A 15,717-nucleotide genomic window follows, 5' to 3' on the forward strand; every position below is an offset into this window, starting at 1 on the left:
TGCAAATTTACTAATCTTATTGCGCTGGTCGCTGTTAAATGAATGTGAATTTTTAGAATAAAATTTTAAGTACTTTTGTAAAAAAGTCAAAAAATGAGAAGATTACTTTTGATTGTCTTGTTTCCAATGATTGCTTCAGCGCAGTGTAATGTAGAAAACGCCAAGGCTTATCAGTTGCAACTTAATAAAGAATATTCCGATGAAAAGGAAAGTCCGCTCAAAAAATCAGATTTAGAACATTTTAAAGCGCTTGATTTTTATACTATCGATATGAGTTTCTGTGTACAAGCCAAATTGGTCAGAACTCCGAAAGAAAAACCGTTTGCAATGAAAACGACCGGAAGCAGAACACCTTTATACGTAAAATATGGTGAATTGAATTTTGTGTTGAAAGGAAAAGAATGCAAGCTGAACGTATATCAAAGTATCGATTTGTCAAAGCAGGAGAAATTTAAAAATTATCTGTTTTTACCGTTTACCGATTTGACTTCGGGAGTTGAAAGTTATGGGGGAGGACGCTATATTGATTTGGAAGCCTCTGAAAGTGAAACTATGACATTGGATTTTAATCAGGCTTATAATCCGTATTGTGCTTATAACGAAGGATATTCCTGTCCGATTCCTCCAAAGGAAAATGATCTAAAAGTGGAAGTAAGAGCTGGCGTGAAGAAGTTCCATGAGTAGTTATAGAAATTAGGTAGCAGAAGGCAGAAGGCAGAAGGGAAAAGAGAAAATAGAAAATAGAATAGAGAAAAAGGGAGATCCCTATTTAAAATCCGTAAAAATCCGCGTTGACTGCATCCGTATAATCTGCGTTCCAATCAATTAGAAATTAGAAGGCAGAAGGGAAAAGGGAAAAGGGAGTTCCCTATTTAAAATCTGTAAAAATCCGCGTTGCCAACATCTGTTTCATTCGCGTTCCAAATAGTAAAAGTGAAATATAACATCCATACGCATAAAAGTACGAATCAGGAAGACGTTCTGGAAATTGTCAATCAATATCCGAATGAGTTTGATGCGTCCGTTCGTTTTTTTTCGATTGGAATTCATCCCTGGTACATTGATATGCAGAGAGTGGAGGAATATTTGAAGATTATAGATGAAAAGCTCCAACTGAATAATTGTCTTGCTTTAGGCGAGTGCGGTTTGGACAAACGTATCGAGACGCCTTTGGATATTCAGAAAGCCGTTTTTGAAAAGCAACTGGCTTTAGCGGTAAAACACCAAAAACCAGTAATTTTGCACTGCGTTTCCGCGTATCAGGAAGTAATCGAAATCAAAAAGCGATTAAAAATCGAAGTCCCGATGATTATTCACGGGTTTTCTAAAAACTGGCAGGTTGCCAAATCGCTTTTGGATAACGGCTTTTATTTGTCGTTTGGGAAGTATTTACTTCGTAATCCGGAACTGGCTTCTGTTTTTGAAAACGTTCCGAATAATCGGTTTTTTCTGGAGACCGACACTATTGAAGAAAGCATCAACGATGTTTACATAAAGGCTGCATCAGTAAAGAACACTGATGTGGAACAAATTATCACGGATAATTTTAAGTTAGTTTTTAACCTGTAATGGTCTGACCGGTTTTTCGACCGGCATCGCATTACGCAAAATGAATTAAGATGGCAGAATGGACAGAAAGAGCAGAATTATTATTTAAGAAAGAAGGATTAGAAAAATTAAAAAATTCCAATGTACTGGTAGTAGGAATGGGAGGAGTTGGTTCCTTCGCAGCAGAATTTATTGCCAGAGCAGGTGTTGGTAAGATGACAATCGTTGACGGAGATACGGTAGATATTACCAACGTTAACCGTCAGTTGCCGGCTTTGCATTCGACGGTGGGGCAACCAAAAGTAAAAATTGTGGGTGATCGTTTAATGGACATCAATCCGGAATTGAAGTTAACAAGAATTCAGGAATTTTTGTCTCCGGAAAGAGCATTTGAACTAGTTACCCCTGAGTATGATTATGTTTTGGATTGTATCGACAGTATTACACCAAAATTAAATCTGATCCTTGCCGCTAAGCGTAAAAAAGTAAAAGTGATAAGCAACATGGGCGCTGGCGGAAAAATGCTTGCCAGCAAAGTGGTGGTAAAAGATATTAGTAAAACAGATGTTTGTCCGCTAGCTAAAGTAATCCGTAAGCGTTTGAAAAAAGAAGGGATTTCAACAGGGGTGAAGGCTGTTTTCTCAACAGAAAAGCCTGATCAAAGCAGTTTGAAAATGACCGACGGCACCAATTTTAAGAAATCGTTCTTTGGAACAAACAGTTGGATGCCTGCTTTATTTGGATTGCATGCCGCAGAAACGGTCATCAAACAATTACTGAAAGACTAAGTAAAGTCAAAATAGGTATAAAGAAAAAGTCCCAATTAAGGGACTTTTTTTATTGTGTAACCTGAGTTGAGTCTTTTAACGCGGTTGGGATTTCAATTGGTTTGGCTTTTTCAACAATCGGAATGTAAATTTCGGTAACCCATTGAGAAGCTTTTCTGGTTTGGTTTGCCCCAACTTTATATACTTCTATATATTTTCCGGTACGATCCTGCATCCATCTGTGTTTAGCAATTTCAGCGTAGGCTTTATCCCATGCATCTTTACTATGCGAGTAATCGCCGGTAAGCGTAGTTTTTAATGCTAAGTAGGAATAAAAACGTCCACCTTCGATGTCGCTCCCTTCCGAAGTAAAAATTTCTTCAACGATTGGTAAACAGGTAGAGAAGGTTGTGATTCCTCTTTCGGCATCATATTTCTCATAAATGGCAAACGGAGAACCATTAACTGTAATATTGTTGTCTTTTGCAAATTTGGTGATCTTACGGAACATGATTCCCATATTTTTACTCAAAGACGAAATTTTACAGGTTACTGTTTGCTTGATATAATAAACCCCCGCTTTACGCGTCAAACCATTTACTTTTACCGTATAGGTTTTCAGTTCTTTTACCAGTAAGTTGTCAATATTATTTAACCCTTTTTCAAACATTGGAGCCATCATGTTTTCAACACCGCCCTGAAAGAATGAGAAAAATTTCATCATGAAATCCATTTTTCCTTTCATTTGCCAGGTTACTTTAGTGCCGTTACCTGCTTTTTGAAAACCCCAGATAATGTCATTGGGTTCGCCTCCTTCAAAATAGATTTTCTGGAAAATACTGTCGTTTTCTATAGTTTTAACCGTTTTCATACGACCTTCACCTTCTTTTCCAACCCATGAAAAAGAAGCTCCCAAGCCGTGTGTTCTTTCGGCATAAGAATATTGAATGGATTTATCTTCTTCAGCCCACGGGCCCCAGTCTTCCCAGTTTTTATAGTCGTCGATATAGCTATATAAAACGGGTTGGGAAACATTAATAACTTTACTGCGTTTAATATCAAACTGTCCGTTTTGGGTGCCGATATAAACGGTAATGGCAATAAGAGCAAGAAGTATAAGGAGAAATATGTACTTTAAAATTCGCATAATTTTATTCTAATTATGATAATTTTCAAATATAAGGATATTTATTCTTTCAGTACTAATTTGATTATAAATAAAATTCCTATAAAAAGCAGGAAGAAAAAGAGAATCCATAAACTGCCTTTGTAGTGTATTTTATGTAATGCCAGATCTTTTCTGTATACATAAATCATAACTGATACAAATACAATAACAAAGAAAAGGGCGAAATACAGCTGACCTGGTGAAAACATAATTTGAAAATTTATGCAAAATTAGTTTTTTGAAAATTATTTTATTTAATTTCCCGAACAAATTTTATGAGTATGCAAAAACAAATTAATTCCGTAAAAGAATTTCACGAAGCCTTTGGTTTAGGCGTAAATTTTTCGCCAAAAGGCGATTTGGGAGAACAGAAGAACATGCTGCGTTTCAATCTGATGAAAGAGGAAAACGAAGAATATCTTGAGGCGGTTCAGAATAATGATGTTGTGGAAATTGCCGATGCTTTAGGGGATATGCTGTACATTTTATGCGGAACGATCTTAGAACACGGATTACAACACAAAATAGAAGAAGTTTTCGACGAAATCCAACGCAGTAATATGAGTAAATTAGGCGAAGACGGAAAACCGATTTACCGTGAAGACGGAAAAGTAATGAAAGGTCCGAATTACTTTAAGCCTAATTTTGAGGAGATATTGAAGTAGTAGAAAGCAGAAGACAAATGTCAGAAGGCAGAAAGCAGAATGTTGAAAATATAAAAAAGGGACTCAAGTTTTGAATCCCTTTTTTTTGTTTTATATAATTTGTTGGCTGTTAGGTACAAACTTTATTTTCTGCAATCTGCCCTCTGCTGTCTGCCTTCTACTAAACTAAACCTTCACTGTCCAGCCGAAAGTATCTTCAGCAAGATTGTATTGAATGTTTGTCAGCTTGTCTTTTATCTCGGACGCGTATGAATTTTCGATTTTTGGTAATTCATAATAAGTATCTTGGTACGAGAATCCGCAAATCGGACTAACAACCGCAGCAGTTCCTGCTCCGAAGATTTCTTTCAAAGTTCCTTTTTCAGCAGCTTCCACGATTTCTGAAACCAAAACCGGTCTTACTTCGATATTGATTCCGTCACGTTTCGCAAGATCAATGATACTTTTACGTGTAACACCATCAAGGATTCTTTCGCTTGCAGGAGCTGTATATAAGGTATCGTTAATTCTGAAGAAAACATTCATGGTTCCAGCTTCCTCTAACATAGTATGCGTAGCATCGTCTGTCCAGATAATCTGTTGGAATCCCTCCTGATTTGCCAATTTCGTCGGGTAGAATTGTGCAGAGTAGTTTCCTGCCGCTTTTGCAGCACCGATTCCTCCGTTTGCCGCACGACTGTAATGGTCGGCAATTACAACTTTTACTTCTCCTGAATAATAAGCGCTGGCAGGAGAAAGAATTACGCAAAAACGGTATTGGTTAGAAGGAGAAGCTACCACACCGTGACCTGTAGCGATCATGAACGGTCTGATGTATAATGAATTCCCTTTTCCTTTTTTAACCCATTTTTGCTCGATTTCGATCAGCTTTTTCAATGCATCAATAAAAATTTCTTCAGGAATCTCAGGCATCGCTAAACGTACTGCCGACTTGTTGAATCTTTCGTAGTTCTGATCCGGACGATACAACCAAACATCATCGTTTTCGTCTTTATAGGCTTTCATTCCTTCAAAAATAGCCTGTCCGTAGTGGAAAACACGGGAAGACGGGTCCATGGTAAACGGTTCATAAGGTTTAATCTCAGGTTGTCCCCATTCGCCATTGTCGTAATCGCAAACCAACATATGGTCTGTGAACACATTTCCGAAAGTTAAGTTATCAAAATCAACCGAAGTAATTTTTGATTCTTTTGCCGTAACAATTTTAATGTTGTCGATAGCTGTTAATTCCATTGAATAAAAATTAATATTAAAAACACTAAAACGTTGGTTATTAGTAAAATCATAATTTTATTATTACTAATAAACTCGTTGTGTCCTTGCAAAACTAACAAAAAAATGAACCTTTTTTAACGTTGTATTAAAAATAGTGTAATTTATTAAGGATTTGCCAATTTGTTTTTAATAATTCAAAAAATAATATCAAAAAGCACTATTTTAATCAAATAAACAGAAAATCTCCATTGTGCATTTTGCCGTTCAATATTAATTTGTTTCTTTTGGAAATTATAAATTAAGTCGAAAATAGAATTATTATGAAAAAAGTTGTCATTTTAGCTTTTTCAGCTGTGGCTTTTATAAGTTGTAATAAGAAACAGAATGAAGAGAAAATAGCCGAAGTAAAAAAAGTGGATTATGCTGTTTTTGGTGACAGTATATCTGATACTCAGGTATTAACAAAAGAAGAAATGTTTTCTAAGTTTAAAGATCTGAAAGAAGGAGATACGCTTAATGTTAAGTTTAAATCGAATATTAATGAGGTATGCCAGAAAAAAGGCTGCTGGATGTCCTTGGAATTAGCGGAAGGGAATGAGACTTTTGTAAAATTCAAAGATTATGCCTTCTTTGTTCCGATGAATGCTGCAAAGCAGGAAGCGATTGTTAACGGAAAAGCTTTTGTGAGTGTAGAGTCAATTGATGAACAGAAGCATTACGCTAAAGATGCCGGTAAATCCCAGGCTGCAATTGACAGCATTACCACGCCGAAAGTTACTTATTCTTTTATGGCTGATGGTGTTTTAATCGCTAGATAATGAAGAAAATAATTGTGTTACTTGTGCTTTCGGGTTTTCTTTTTTCCTGTGTGAAGAAAGAAGAAGCTAAAGCTGAAACAAAAAAGGAAACTTCTGAAAAGAAGGATTTCAAAATGTATGAGATGTCGGAGATGTCCATGCTGATGGAACAGATGTATGTTGAAAATCAGCTATTGAAAGACCGTATTAAAAATGGTGACACAATCGGACAGTTTCCTCAGCATTTTTTAAAGATTCATAAAGCTGTGATGACGGATGACAAGGAAAATGACGATTTCTTTAAAGAACAAGCTAGGAAGTTCATCAAAGCACAGGAATTGATTTATCAGGATCCGGCAAACGCTAAAGAACATTTTAATAATGGAGTAGACGCTTGTCTAAGCTGTCACCAAGTGAAATGCGGTGGACCAATTCCGAGAATTAAGAAACTATATATAGAATAACGTTGAAACGAAAAATTATTCAGACGGAAGACGGTTCTTCCTCTTTACTGATGGAAGAGTGGGGGGAAACCTATCATTCGAAACACGGCGCTATTCAGGAAGCAAAACATGTATTTATAAAAAACGGACTGTCACTTTTTAAGGAACAGTCCGTTGCTATTTTAGAAATTGGATTCGGTACCGGTTTGAATGCTTTCATAACTTTTCTGGAAGGAAAAAATTTCCACCAAAACATTGATTATGTCGGAGTGGAAGCTTACCCGATTTTACCGGAAGAAGTTGAAAAACTGAATTATGTTTCGCAATTAGATGCTAATCAGTACGATACGGAATTTAAACAAATGCATAGCAGTGAATGGGGACAGAAAACAGCACTTTCCGACGGATTTGCATTAACAAAAAGGAAACAGTTTTTTAATGAAATCCATGATCAGGATTGCTTTGATTTGATTTACTTTGATGCGTTCGGATTTCAGTACCAGCCGGAGCTTTGGTCGGTGGAGATTTTCAGAAGAATGTTTGCTGCTTTAAAGGAAAACGGCGTTCTTGTAACCTATGCATGCAGAGGTCCTATTAAAAGAGCGATGTTGGAGGCTGGTTTTAAAGTCGAGAAGTTGCAAGGGCCTCCAGGTAAACGTGAAATGTTACGTTCTGTTAAAAAAGTATAGATTGTTAAAATATTGTGATATTTATTCAATGTTAATAAATAATTAATTTAAACTTAAATAATAATAAAATATTTTTATAATTTTACTAATAAGTTCTTATCCTATTAACCTTTAAATTATATTAGTTGCAATTATGTCAAGATCGAATTATGCTTACGCCAAATCTATCTTAGAGCGAGTAAGTTTTGACCCAATATTGTTTTGTAAAGAATTAGAAAAAGCCATTAAAATACTGTTACCTTATGAAATAGAGCAATTAACGGAATGGTTGATCAGCTTTACAAAAGAAAAACCAGAATTACAGCAATGTTTAGTTTATATAAATGAATAAAGAGGAGCTTCGGCTCCTTTTGCATTTTTAGTACCTTCCTTCTTTCAGCAATCTGCTGCTGTTTTTGAATCGATTTCTGCTTTTGATATCTTTTAGTTAGTGTAGTCTATCAGAAAATTAACCTTTTATTTATTGATTTGATAACAATTTTATAATCTATTTGAATAATATTTATTGCTTGATTCTAAAAAGAGCGAATAGAAAAATAATGAAATTGTAAGTTTTTTAACTGGTTTTTGAATAAAATCATGTAGTTTGCCGAAAAATTTTGCATTTAATCGATAATTTTTCGCTTTTTTTCTTTGCAGGTATTCTTAAATTAATTAATTTTACATCAAGTTCTTATCCTGTTAACCAATATAAATACAATTTGATTATGCCGCGAATGATTTATGACTACACTAAGTCTGTGCTTGAAAGAGTGAGCTTTGATCCATTGCTTTTTATGAAAGAGTTAAAAAAAGCAATTAAGAGTTTGTTGCCTTATGAACTTGAATTACTAAGTAAATGGCTAAACTATTTTACTTCAGAAAGACCTGAATTACGACCGTGTTTGATTGTAATAAATGAAAATTAACTATAACCCTACCTTAACTTAACCCAAAATAAAAGGAGCTTTTGTAGCTCCTTTTATTTTTTTGTCAACGGACTAATTATCTGCACATTGTGAAAGACTATAGCTCCTTTTACTACTCCGGAAATCGTACTTCGCAGCGCGTCAATGATGTGTATCTTAAGTTCGTTTTTTGGGAAGATCAGACTTACTTCACGTGCCGGTCTCGGTTCTTTAAAATGACGAAGGTTTAATTTATTTTTCTCACTCAAGTCCAAAGTATGTAAGTAGGGCAAAAGCGTTATTCCCAAACCTTCATCCGCAAGTTTTATCAAAGTTTCAAAACTTCCGCTTTCGATTTGAAAATGGCTGTCATGCCTTAAATTGGCATTTTTGCATAAATTCAGAATCCCGTCTCTAAAGCAATGACCATCCTGTAAAAGTAAGATGTTTTCCAGATCCAGATCGTCAACTTCAATTTCCTCTTTCGATTTATTTTGATGGTTTTCAGGGAAATACCCAACGAAAGGTTCATAATACAAAACAACTTCCTTAATCGATTCTTCTTCCAAAGGTGTTGCTGCAATAGCAGCGTCCAGATGTCCGCTTTTCAATCTTTTAATGATTTCTTCCGTATTGTGTTCTTCAATAATTAAGTTGATTTTCGGATATTTTTTGATGAAGTTATTTAAGAACAACGGTAAAAGGGTAGGCATGATGGTCGGAATGATACCAATCTTGAACTCCCCTCCGAAATACCCTTTTTGCTGATCGACAATATCTTTTATCCTGTCGGATTCATTAACGATATTTTTGGCCTGCTGCACTATTTTGGAACCGATTTCCGTTAACTGAATGGGTTTCTTGCTTCGGTCGAAAATCTGAACTTCCAGCTCTTCTTCCAATTTCTGGATCTGCATACTCAGCGTAGGTTGTGTAACAAAACATTTTTCAGCGGCCAATGTGAAATTCTTGTGTTCTGCAACGGCTAAAACGTAATATAATTGAGTGATGGTCATCGGATAAATATTTTCGATAAAATTATAAAATCTATCAATTAAATTTATACGACACGACCGGAATTTTGAAATAATTTTGCTGTAAACTAATAGAAACAAACAAAATGATGAAAACGAACAGCTTAGGATTACCTGTAAAAGAAACGCAGGTTTTGGTTGCCGAATTGAATATTTTACTGGCCAATTTTCAAGTTTTTTATCAGAATTTAAGAGGATTGCACTGGAATATTCGCGGAAAAAGATTCTTTGATCTTCATTTGAAATTTGAAGAATTGTATAATGACAGTCAGCTAAAAATCGATATGATAGCAGAACGCGTGCTTACTCTTGGAGGAGTTCCTCTGCACACCTTTGAAGATTATGTAGCCAATAAAAAGATTGAAGTCGGAAAAAATATTTCCAACGATGAAGAAGCAATTCAGTTGATAACCAAATGTTTGTCCGAATTATTGAAAATCGAGCGTGTTATTCTGAAGCAGTCATCGGAAATTGATGATGAAGGAACAAATGCCATGATGAGCGATTTCATAAAAGAACAGGAAAAAACCATCTGGATGATGAAAGCCTGGATGGAAGAAGAAATTTAATACGGTTGTTTAGATAAAATCAGGTTAGAAATATTAAAAAAATCCCAATATATTTTTAACCTGATTATTAATTTTTAATTTAGCCGGATGAAAATACTGGTAAGCATGGTACTTTTTATGTTCGTAACCTTTCTGGCGACTCCTACAATCATAGGGTTGATCCAAGAGGATGCGGACACGTCTGTTGTTTACTCATTTTCGGAAGAGGAAGTTCATAAAGAAATTAAAGAAATTCCCGCTAATATTGAAGACATTCTTCAAATTCCGGTTCCGTTTACAGGAACCAAATCCACAGTTATTAACAGTGAAAATGAACAGAAACACGATAATGTTTCTGAAGAGATTTTCTCTCCCCCGCCTGAACAGGTATAATACATTTTAATTTAATCTTTATTGATTATCAGTCGGATACTCTTTTGTATCTGAAGTACTAATTGTATTATATTTTATCGGGTTATGACAAAAAAAACAAATATTTTTGGCAACCTCAAATCTGACATACCTTCAGGTCTGGTTGTTTTTCTTGTAGCGTTACCATTGTGCTTAGGTATTGCAATGGCTTCGGGCGCTCCACTTTTTTCAGGTATTATTGCGGGTGTTGTAGGCGGAATTGTTGTGGGTTATTTAAGTAAATCCCATGTGAGTGTTTCCGGACCTGCAGCAGGTTTAACAGCTATTGTATTAACCGCTATTACCGATTTTGGCGCATTCAACATTTTTCTTTTGGCCGTATTTTTGGCCGGTTTGATCCAATTGGCACTAGGTTTTTTAAAGGCCGGGAGTATCTCAAATTACTTTCCGACCAATGTAATTGAAGGGATGTTAGCCGGTATCGGTGTTATCATTATCCTGAAACAGCTTCCACATGCCGTTGGGTATGATGCAGATTTTGAAGGTGATGAAGCCTTTGCTCAGGCAGATGGCGCCAATACTTTTTCCTCTTTGTTTGGAGCCTTGGATTACATTCAGTTAGGTTCCGTGATTATCACTTTACTATCATTGGCCATTTTGATTTCCTGGGACAAAATTCCTTTTTTAAAGAAATTCAAATTGATTCCTGGCGCTTTGGTAGCCGTTTTGGTCGGAATTATTCTGAATCAGATTTTTATCTCCACGGGAAGTTCGTTGGCAATCCGAAGCGAGCATTTGGTTTCGTTACCGGTTCCTTCTTCAGTGGATGATTTTAAAGCGATGTTCATACTTCCGGATTTTACTGCAATCACCAATTCTAAAGTCTGGATTGTAGCGTTAACGATTGCTATTGTTGCTTCCATTGAAAGTTTACTTTGTATAGAAGCTTCTGAGAGGCTGGATACCTTAAAGCGATATGCGGATACTAACGTGGAACTTCGAGCGCAAGGTATCGGAAATATGATAAGTTCACTTTTGGGCGGATTACCGATGACATCTGTGGTTGTGCGTACTTCGGCCAATGTAAATGCCGGAGCAAAATCGAAAATGTCTTCAATTATTCATGGAATATTGTTATTGGTAAGTGTTTTGGCTGTACCAATGCTTTTGAATAAAATTCCGCTAGCGACCTTAGCAGCGGTCCTACTCGTAGTGGGTTATAAATTAGCAAAACCGGCAACAATCAAGCATTTCTGGGAAAAAGGTAAATATCAGTTCATCCCTTTTATAGCTACACTTTTAGCGGTTGTTTTTCTGGATTTATTGAAAGGAGTGGCTTTGGGAATGGTTATCAGTATTCTTTTTGTTCTGAAAGGAAATCTGAAGCGGGCTTATTATTTCCGCAAGGAAGAGTATGAAGACGGTGATGTGATTCATATCGATCTTGCCCAGGAGGTTTCGTTCCTGAACAAAGCGGCAATTAAATCGACGTTGAATAAACTTCCTGAAAATTCGAAGGTAGTTATCAATGCTTCGGATACGGTCTATATTGCTCATGATGTTATTGACCTCATTAAAGAATTTAAGAATGTCAATGCGCTCGAAAGAAAGATTGAAGTGTCGCTGATAGGTTTTAAAGAAGCCTACGAACTTGAGAATTCAAAACATGAGAACAACCACGTTTTTATGGAACATAACGTTATAATGAATTACAGAAAAAAATCCATTTCATCCCATAAAGAGGTTATAGATGGGTTAACTACGAATTAAAAAATAATAATTAATCAAATTGGTGTAAATTCGCGGAAAATAATTACGCGTTAAATTGACATCAGTATAACAAGTGAAATTTATAATATGAGCGATTTTTATAAAAAGATTTTAGACAACAACAAGCAGTGGGTTGAAGAGAAATTAGCAACTGATAAAGACTATTTTAAGGATTTAGCAAAAGGTCAAAACCCACCACTGTTATGGATTGGTTGTTCGGATAGCCGAGTGCCTGCAAATGAGATAATTGGAGCAGCACCAGGTGAGGTTTTCGTTCACCGTAATATTGCCAATATGGTAATTCACAGTGACATGAATATGTTGAGTGTATTGGATTACGCCGTAAACGCTTTGAAAATTAAGCATATAATTGTTTGTGGTCATTACGGGTGCGGTGGCGTGAAAGCCGCGATGGGCAATGAATCAATCGGGATTATCGACAACTGGATTCGTCACATCAAAGACGTTTACAGATACCACAGCACTTATCTTGATTCTATTCTGGATGAGAACGAACGTTTTAATAAATTTGTCGAACTTAACGTGAAAGAGCAGGTGTTTGATTTGGCTAAAACGTCAATTGTACAGTCTGCTTGGAAATCCGGGCAGGAACTGGTAATCCACGGTTGGGTTTACGGATTAAATTCTGGTTATGTAACCGATTTGAACGTAAATATCGATTCGAACGAAAAACTGGATGATGTATATCAATTGAAATTCTAAATAAAAAAGCCCCGTTTAAAACGGGGCTTTTTTATTCTGTGTCTAAGTTTTCATTAAATGCGGAAGGAAGCATTTTCGGAATGAATTTGATTAATATCGGCAGTAATAATCCTCCGCCGGGCAGAAGAAATATGGTTAGAGACGGAATCGTTTTACAGATGTCCAAAAGCTGTTTCTTTACTTTTTTCTTTTCCTTCGAATCTAAATCCCTTCTTGTAGAATGCGCCAGTAAAACCATTAGTTCACCACTTTGCGAAATCTCTTTTATCAAACGGTTTTTATTTCGGGTGATCAAAACAGTTACATTCTGAGTTGCCTGATCGTAGAAATGTTTTACAGGATTGGAATATTTGAAATACGGAATTTCTTTTTGGTATTTCGTAATAAAAGTATCTATGGACTCGATGCTTTTAGCTGCGAAATCAGCTTTAATTTCAAGTGATTCAGCCAATCGGTACAAGAAATCACTTTCTCTTTTTTCCAGTACATCATCACTCCACATGGCCATTCCGGCAATATCCAGTAAATAATTCTTTTCGATTTCCGATGTAAAATAGTCGAGTTGAAGCATTTCGATGGTTTCAATGTCGACTTTCGAAAATTTGGTATAGCGAACAGAGGACTCAAACAATTTTATCAGTAAATCGTCGTAATTGGATTTTACCGCTTTGGTCTTTAAGGCCAATGAAACAATGCTGATGATTTTTTCCTCCAGTTTTTTCAGATAATTGGATGGGATTTCCTGATGCAAAAGATACTGACGAAAAGCCAAAACATCCATGAATAGGAGCGCATTCGTCAGAATATGCGAGAAGTTTTTACTGATGATATTGTCGTTGGTCTGGACCCTTTCATCAATCATTTCCTCTAATTTGTGACTATTGGAAGAATCCGGGAGCATTTTTTTCAGTAAACTGAAGCCTTCCGGGTTCATCTGCTTGTAGAATTTTATCGCTTCTTCAATGAAGGTTTTCGGATTCCCGTCGTGGGTTATCAGTCCGTAAACGCCGTAAAGCGTGTTCAGTAAAGCGACTTTTGTAATTTCTTCAGAAGTCCATCCTTTTGTTGATATAGGTTTTTCAACATCAAAATCAATCGTGTAACCGTAAATAAAACCCGTTTTTCTAACGTTGGTATAAAAAACGGAAGAATATACAACGACGGGTAGGAGCAGTGGCTTTTGCTCTGCAAAAAACTTGTCGATCCATCCGTTTGTTGAAGGGTTTATCATTACTTGAAATTATACCACAAAGCTATATCATTTTAGGCATCGGATACAAACTTCACGTTAAGTTTTGAGAAAATAATTATTGTCGTGATTTTAAGTTGGCTTCACAAAGTCGGATTATCTCGTCAATCCTTTTTTTTCGGGTCTCTTCACGTTTTGCATGATTCAACCAATAGAGATAACTTTTTCGATAGGTAAAACTGAAATTTTTGTAATTCTCGAACGCAATTTTATTAGCATCAAATGCACGCTGAAGATCATCCGGAATTATGATTTCTTCCACATGATCCAACGAATTCCACGAACCGTTTTGTTTGGCAATTTCAATTTTGGCCAATCCGCTTTCATGCATTAAACCTGCTGCTATGAGTTTTTCAATATAAGATTTGTTGATTTTACTCCATACACTTTTGTTTTTTCTCGGAGTGAAAAGCTGCCGGCGTTTGTTTTCGTCCAATCGCTTAACTGTAGAATCAATCCAACCGTAACAAAGGGCAACCTGAACGGCTTCTTCCCATCGCATGCTTTCAAAAGGACTTCCGACTTTATAAAAAATAAGATAAACGCCCATAGCCGAATCATGATTTTCATGCAGCCATTTGCGCCATTCTTCTGCGTTTTTAAAATATAATTGTTGCCTTTCGTTCATTTTTGAAATGATACTCTTCATACGTTATTCAACATAAAAATACTAAATTTAATCAAAGGGACGACGAATAAGTACTTCGTTCCTACAGAGTGTGTAACACCTGGCAAAGCTGAAAAGAGATTCCTTTTTTTTGAAGAATTTAAAAAGCTGACTGAATACGATCATTATAACCCCTCATTATTTCTTAATCTAGGTTAAGCAATCTACTGCGCCTTTCGTCCTAATTTTGTCTTGTTAATAATGAAATACAAATATTAAAAAATACAAATTATGACAACTACAAAATGGACCATAGACCAAACGCATTCTGAAATTGGGTTTAAAGTAAAACACATGATGTTTACCAACGTTTCCGGTAAATTTGATAATTACGATGGTGTTATCAGTACTAATGGAGATGATTTTGAAAATGCACATATGGAGTTTTCTGCAGATATCAGCTCTGTAAACACAAATAATGCAGATCGTGATAATCACTTGAAAAGTCCTGATTTCTTTGATGCAGAGAACTATTCAAAAATGACTTTCAAAGCGACTTCCTTCAAAAAAATCGATGGTAACGATTATGAATTAAAAGGGAATTTAAGCATTCGCGGCGTTGAAAAAGCGGTTAAACTTCCGGTAGAATTCAGCGGTCTGATGACAGATCCGTGGGGAAATACCAAAGCAGGAATCAGTATCTCAGGAAAGATCAATCGTAAAGACTGGGGATTAAACTGGAATTCAGCTTTGGAAACAGGAGGAATTTTAGTTGGTGAAGACATCCAATTAAATATTGAACTCCAATTGGCGAGAATGTAAATTTATTTCAACTTCATAAAAAAACCTAAATCAGTAAAATGATTTAGGTTTTTTTTATTCGTTTCCTGACCATAAAGTCAAAACTGTAATTCTTATATCAACAAAATCAACAGCAGAATAATAATAATGATAGCTCCAATTGAAAGATAGACCCCATTGTGAGTGGTTTTCAGTTCTTGTTTTATACTTTTTACCTCTTTTCGAAGCTCTTTTCTTTCCGTACGGGACATATTACTTTTGTCCATGCTTTTAATTTCCTCTAACCGATTAATAAGTTTTTCGGCGCGTTGCGCTTCCATTTTTTCTTTGCTTAATGGAATCGTGTCATTTAAAGCTAAAGCATTGGCCGGGGCGACGCTGCAAATTAACAGCAGCGTTATCAAAACGGATTTTAAGATTTTCGTTTTCATGAT

Annotated in this window: 20 protein-coding genes; 14 read left to right on the forward strand and 6 right to left on the reverse strand. The window is 35.9% G+C overall.

Translation table 11 applies throughout. The features are described 5' to 3' along the window. The first annotated feature begins 93 nt into the window (after positions 1–93). The 3 genes from AC3E9U_RS14315 to AC3E9U_RS14325 all read left to right on the forward strand — a co-directional run bounded on the left by AC3E9U_RS14315 (position 94) and on the right by AC3E9U_RS14325 (position 2,336). Positions 94–684 carry a DUF1684 domain-containing protein gene (locus AC3E9U_RS14315; RefSeq protein WP_488747601.1) on the forward strand — a complete coding sequence of 197 codons (591 nt, stop codon included), beginning with the start codon at positions 94–96 and terminating at the stop codon, positions 682–684. A gap of 249 nt (positions 685–933) precedes the next feature. Then, positions 934–1,569 (forward strand): TatD family hydrolase, encoded by a 636-nt coding sequence (locus AC3E9U_RS14320; protein WP_488747602.1) that lies wholly within the window; start codon positions 934–936, stop codon positions 1,567–1,569. A 50-nt stretch (positions 1,570–1,619) separates the two neighbouring features. Beyond that, complete coding sequence (locus tag AC3E9U_RS14325) at positions 1,620–2,336, forward strand: tRNA threonylcarbamoyladenosine dehydratase (RefSeq protein WP_488747603.1); 717 nt, start codon at positions 1,620–1,622, stop codon at positions 2,334–2,336. Between the two features lie 49 nt (positions 2,337–2,385). Here AC3E9U_RS14325 and AC3E9U_RS14330 read toward each other — a convergent pair whose 3' ends face one another. Beyond that, a complete protein-coding gene (locus tag AC3E9U_RS14330) occupies positions 2,386–3,462 on the reverse strand; it encodes an SRPBCC family protein (protein WP_488747604.1) in 1,077 nt (358 codons plus the stop codon). A 302-nt stretch (positions 3,463–3,764) separates the two neighbouring features. Between AC3E9U_RS14330 and AC3E9U_RS14335 the strand changes: the two genes are divergently transcribed. Further along, positions 3,765–4,148 (forward strand): pyrophosphohydrolase domain-containing protein, encoded by a 384-nt coding sequence (locus tag AC3E9U_RS14335; RefSeq protein WP_367230379.1) that lies wholly within the window; start codon positions 3,765–3,767, stop codon positions 4,146–4,148. A gap of 165 nt (positions 4,149–4,313) precedes the next feature. Here AC3E9U_RS14335 and AC3E9U_RS14340 read toward each other — a convergent pair whose 3' ends face one another. Next, positions 4,314–5,381: a branched-chain amino acid aminotransferase gene (locus AC3E9U_RS14340; RefSeq protein ID WP_488747605.1), complete on the reverse strand. Its 1,068-nt coding sequence runs from the start codon at positions 5,379–5,381 to the stop codon at positions 4,314–4,316. Positions 5,382–5,683: 302 nt separating this feature from the next. On the opposite strand from AC3E9U_RS14340, the gene AC3E9U_RS14345 reads away from it, so the two are divergent. From AC3E9U_RS14345 to AC3E9U_RS14365, 5 genes are all read left to right on the forward strand, one after another. Continuing rightward, entirely contained in the window at positions 5,684–6,181 is a 498-nt protein-coding gene (locus tag AC3E9U_RS14345) for a DUF4920 domain-containing protein (RefSeq protein WP_488747606.1), read from the forward strand. After that, the gene (locus AC3E9U_RS14350) at positions 6,181–6,624 is read left to right on the forward strand and encodes a hypothetical protein (protein WP_488747607.1); all 444 of its coding nucleotides are present in this window, start codon (positions 6,181–6,183) and stop codon (positions 6,622–6,624) included. Before AC3E9U_RS14345 ends, AC3E9U_RS14350 begins: the two co-directional genes overlap by 1 nt. 2 nt (positions 6,625–6,626) lie before the next feature. Next, on the forward strand, positions 6,627–7,292 hold the full coding sequence (mnmC2, locus tag AC3E9U_RS14355; RefSeq protein WP_488747608.1) for a tRNA (5-methylaminomethyl-2-thiouridine)(34)-methyltransferase MnmC2: 666 nt from the start codon (positions 6,627–6,629) through the stop codon (positions 7,290–7,292). Positions 7,293–7,425: 133 nt separating this feature from the next. Next, positions 7,426–7,623, forward strand: coding sequence for a hypothetical protein (locus tag AC3E9U_RS14360; protein WP_488747609.1), 198 nt, complete (start codon positions 7,426–7,428; stop codon positions 7,621–7,623). Positions 7,624–7,999: 376 nt separating this feature from the next. Then, positions 8,000–8,200, forward strand: coding sequence for a hypothetical protein (locus tag AC3E9U_RS14365; protein WP_488747664.1), 201 nt, complete (start codon positions 8,000–8,002; stop codon positions 8,198–8,200). 53 nt (positions 8,201–8,253) lie between these two features. On the opposite strand, the gene AC3E9U_RS14370 is transcribed toward AC3E9U_RS14365, so the two are convergent. After that, on the reverse strand, positions 8,254–9,195 hold the full coding sequence (locus tag AC3E9U_RS14370; RefSeq protein WP_488747610.1) for a LysR substrate-binding domain-containing protein: 942 nt from the start codon (positions 9,193–9,195) through the stop codon (positions 8,254–8,256). Positions 9,196–9,302: 107 nt separating this feature from the next. On the opposite strand from AC3E9U_RS14370, the gene AC3E9U_RS14375 reads away from it, so the two are divergent. The 4 genes from AC3E9U_RS14375 (at position 9,303) to can (ending at position 12,626) form a co-directional block, all read left to right on the forward strand. After that, positions 9,303–9,782 (forward strand): Dps family protein, encoded by a 480-nt coding sequence (locus tag AC3E9U_RS14375; RefSeq protein ID WP_488747665.1) that lies wholly within the window; start codon positions 9,303–9,305, stop codon positions 9,780–9,782. Between the two features lie 87 nt (positions 9,783–9,869). Next, positions 9,870–10,154, forward strand: coding sequence for a hypothetical protein (locus AC3E9U_RS14380; RefSeq protein WP_488747611.1), 285 nt, complete (start codon positions 9,870–9,872; stop codon positions 10,152–10,154). Positions 10,155–10,238: 84 nt separating this feature from the next. Next, positions 10,239–11,903 (forward strand): SulP family inorganic anion transporter, encoded by a 1,665-nt coding sequence (locus AC3E9U_RS14385; protein WP_488747612.1) that lies wholly within the window; start codon positions 10,239–10,241, stop codon positions 11,901–11,903. A gap of 87 nt (positions 11,904–11,990) precedes the next feature. Then, a complete protein-coding gene (gene can, locus AC3E9U_RS14390; protein WP_488747613.1) occupies positions 11,991–12,626 on the forward strand; it encodes a carbonate dehydratase in 636 nt (211 codons plus the stop codon). 31 nt (positions 12,627–12,657) lie between these two features. Here the strand turns inward: can and AC3E9U_RS14395 are convergent, their stop codons facing one another. Beyond that, the gene (locus tag AC3E9U_RS14395; protein WP_488747614.1) at positions 12,658–13,857 is read right to left on the reverse strand and encodes an LETM1-related biofilm-associated protein; all 1,200 of its coding nucleotides are present in this window, start codon (positions 13,855–13,857) and stop codon (positions 12,658–12,660) included. Positions 13,858–13,933: 76 nt separating this feature from the next. Further along, complete coding sequence (locus tag AC3E9U_RS14400; protein WP_488747615.1) at positions 13,934–14,503, reverse strand: YdeI/OmpD-associated family protein; 570 nt, start codon at positions 14,501–14,503, stop codon at positions 13,934–13,936. A gap of 270 nt (positions 14,504–14,773) precedes the next feature. Here AC3E9U_RS14400 and AC3E9U_RS14405 point away from each other — a divergent pair, with 270 nt between their 5' ends. Further along, positions 14,774–15,304 (forward strand): YceI family protein, encoded by a 531-nt coding sequence (locus tag AC3E9U_RS14405; protein ID WP_488747616.1) that lies wholly within the window; start codon positions 14,774–14,776, stop codon positions 15,302–15,304. 92 nt (positions 15,305–15,396) lie between these two features. On the opposite strand, the gene AC3E9U_RS14410 is transcribed toward AC3E9U_RS14405, so the two are convergent. Continuing rightward, positions 15,397–15,714 (reverse strand): hypothetical protein, encoded by a 318-nt coding sequence (locus tag AC3E9U_RS14410; protein WP_488747617.1) that lies wholly within the window; start codon positions 15,712–15,714, stop codon positions 15,397–15,399. Positions 15,715–15,717: the final 3 nt, after the last annotated feature.

It is taken from the genome of Flavobacterium sp. 21.1 (assembly GCF_057801535.1).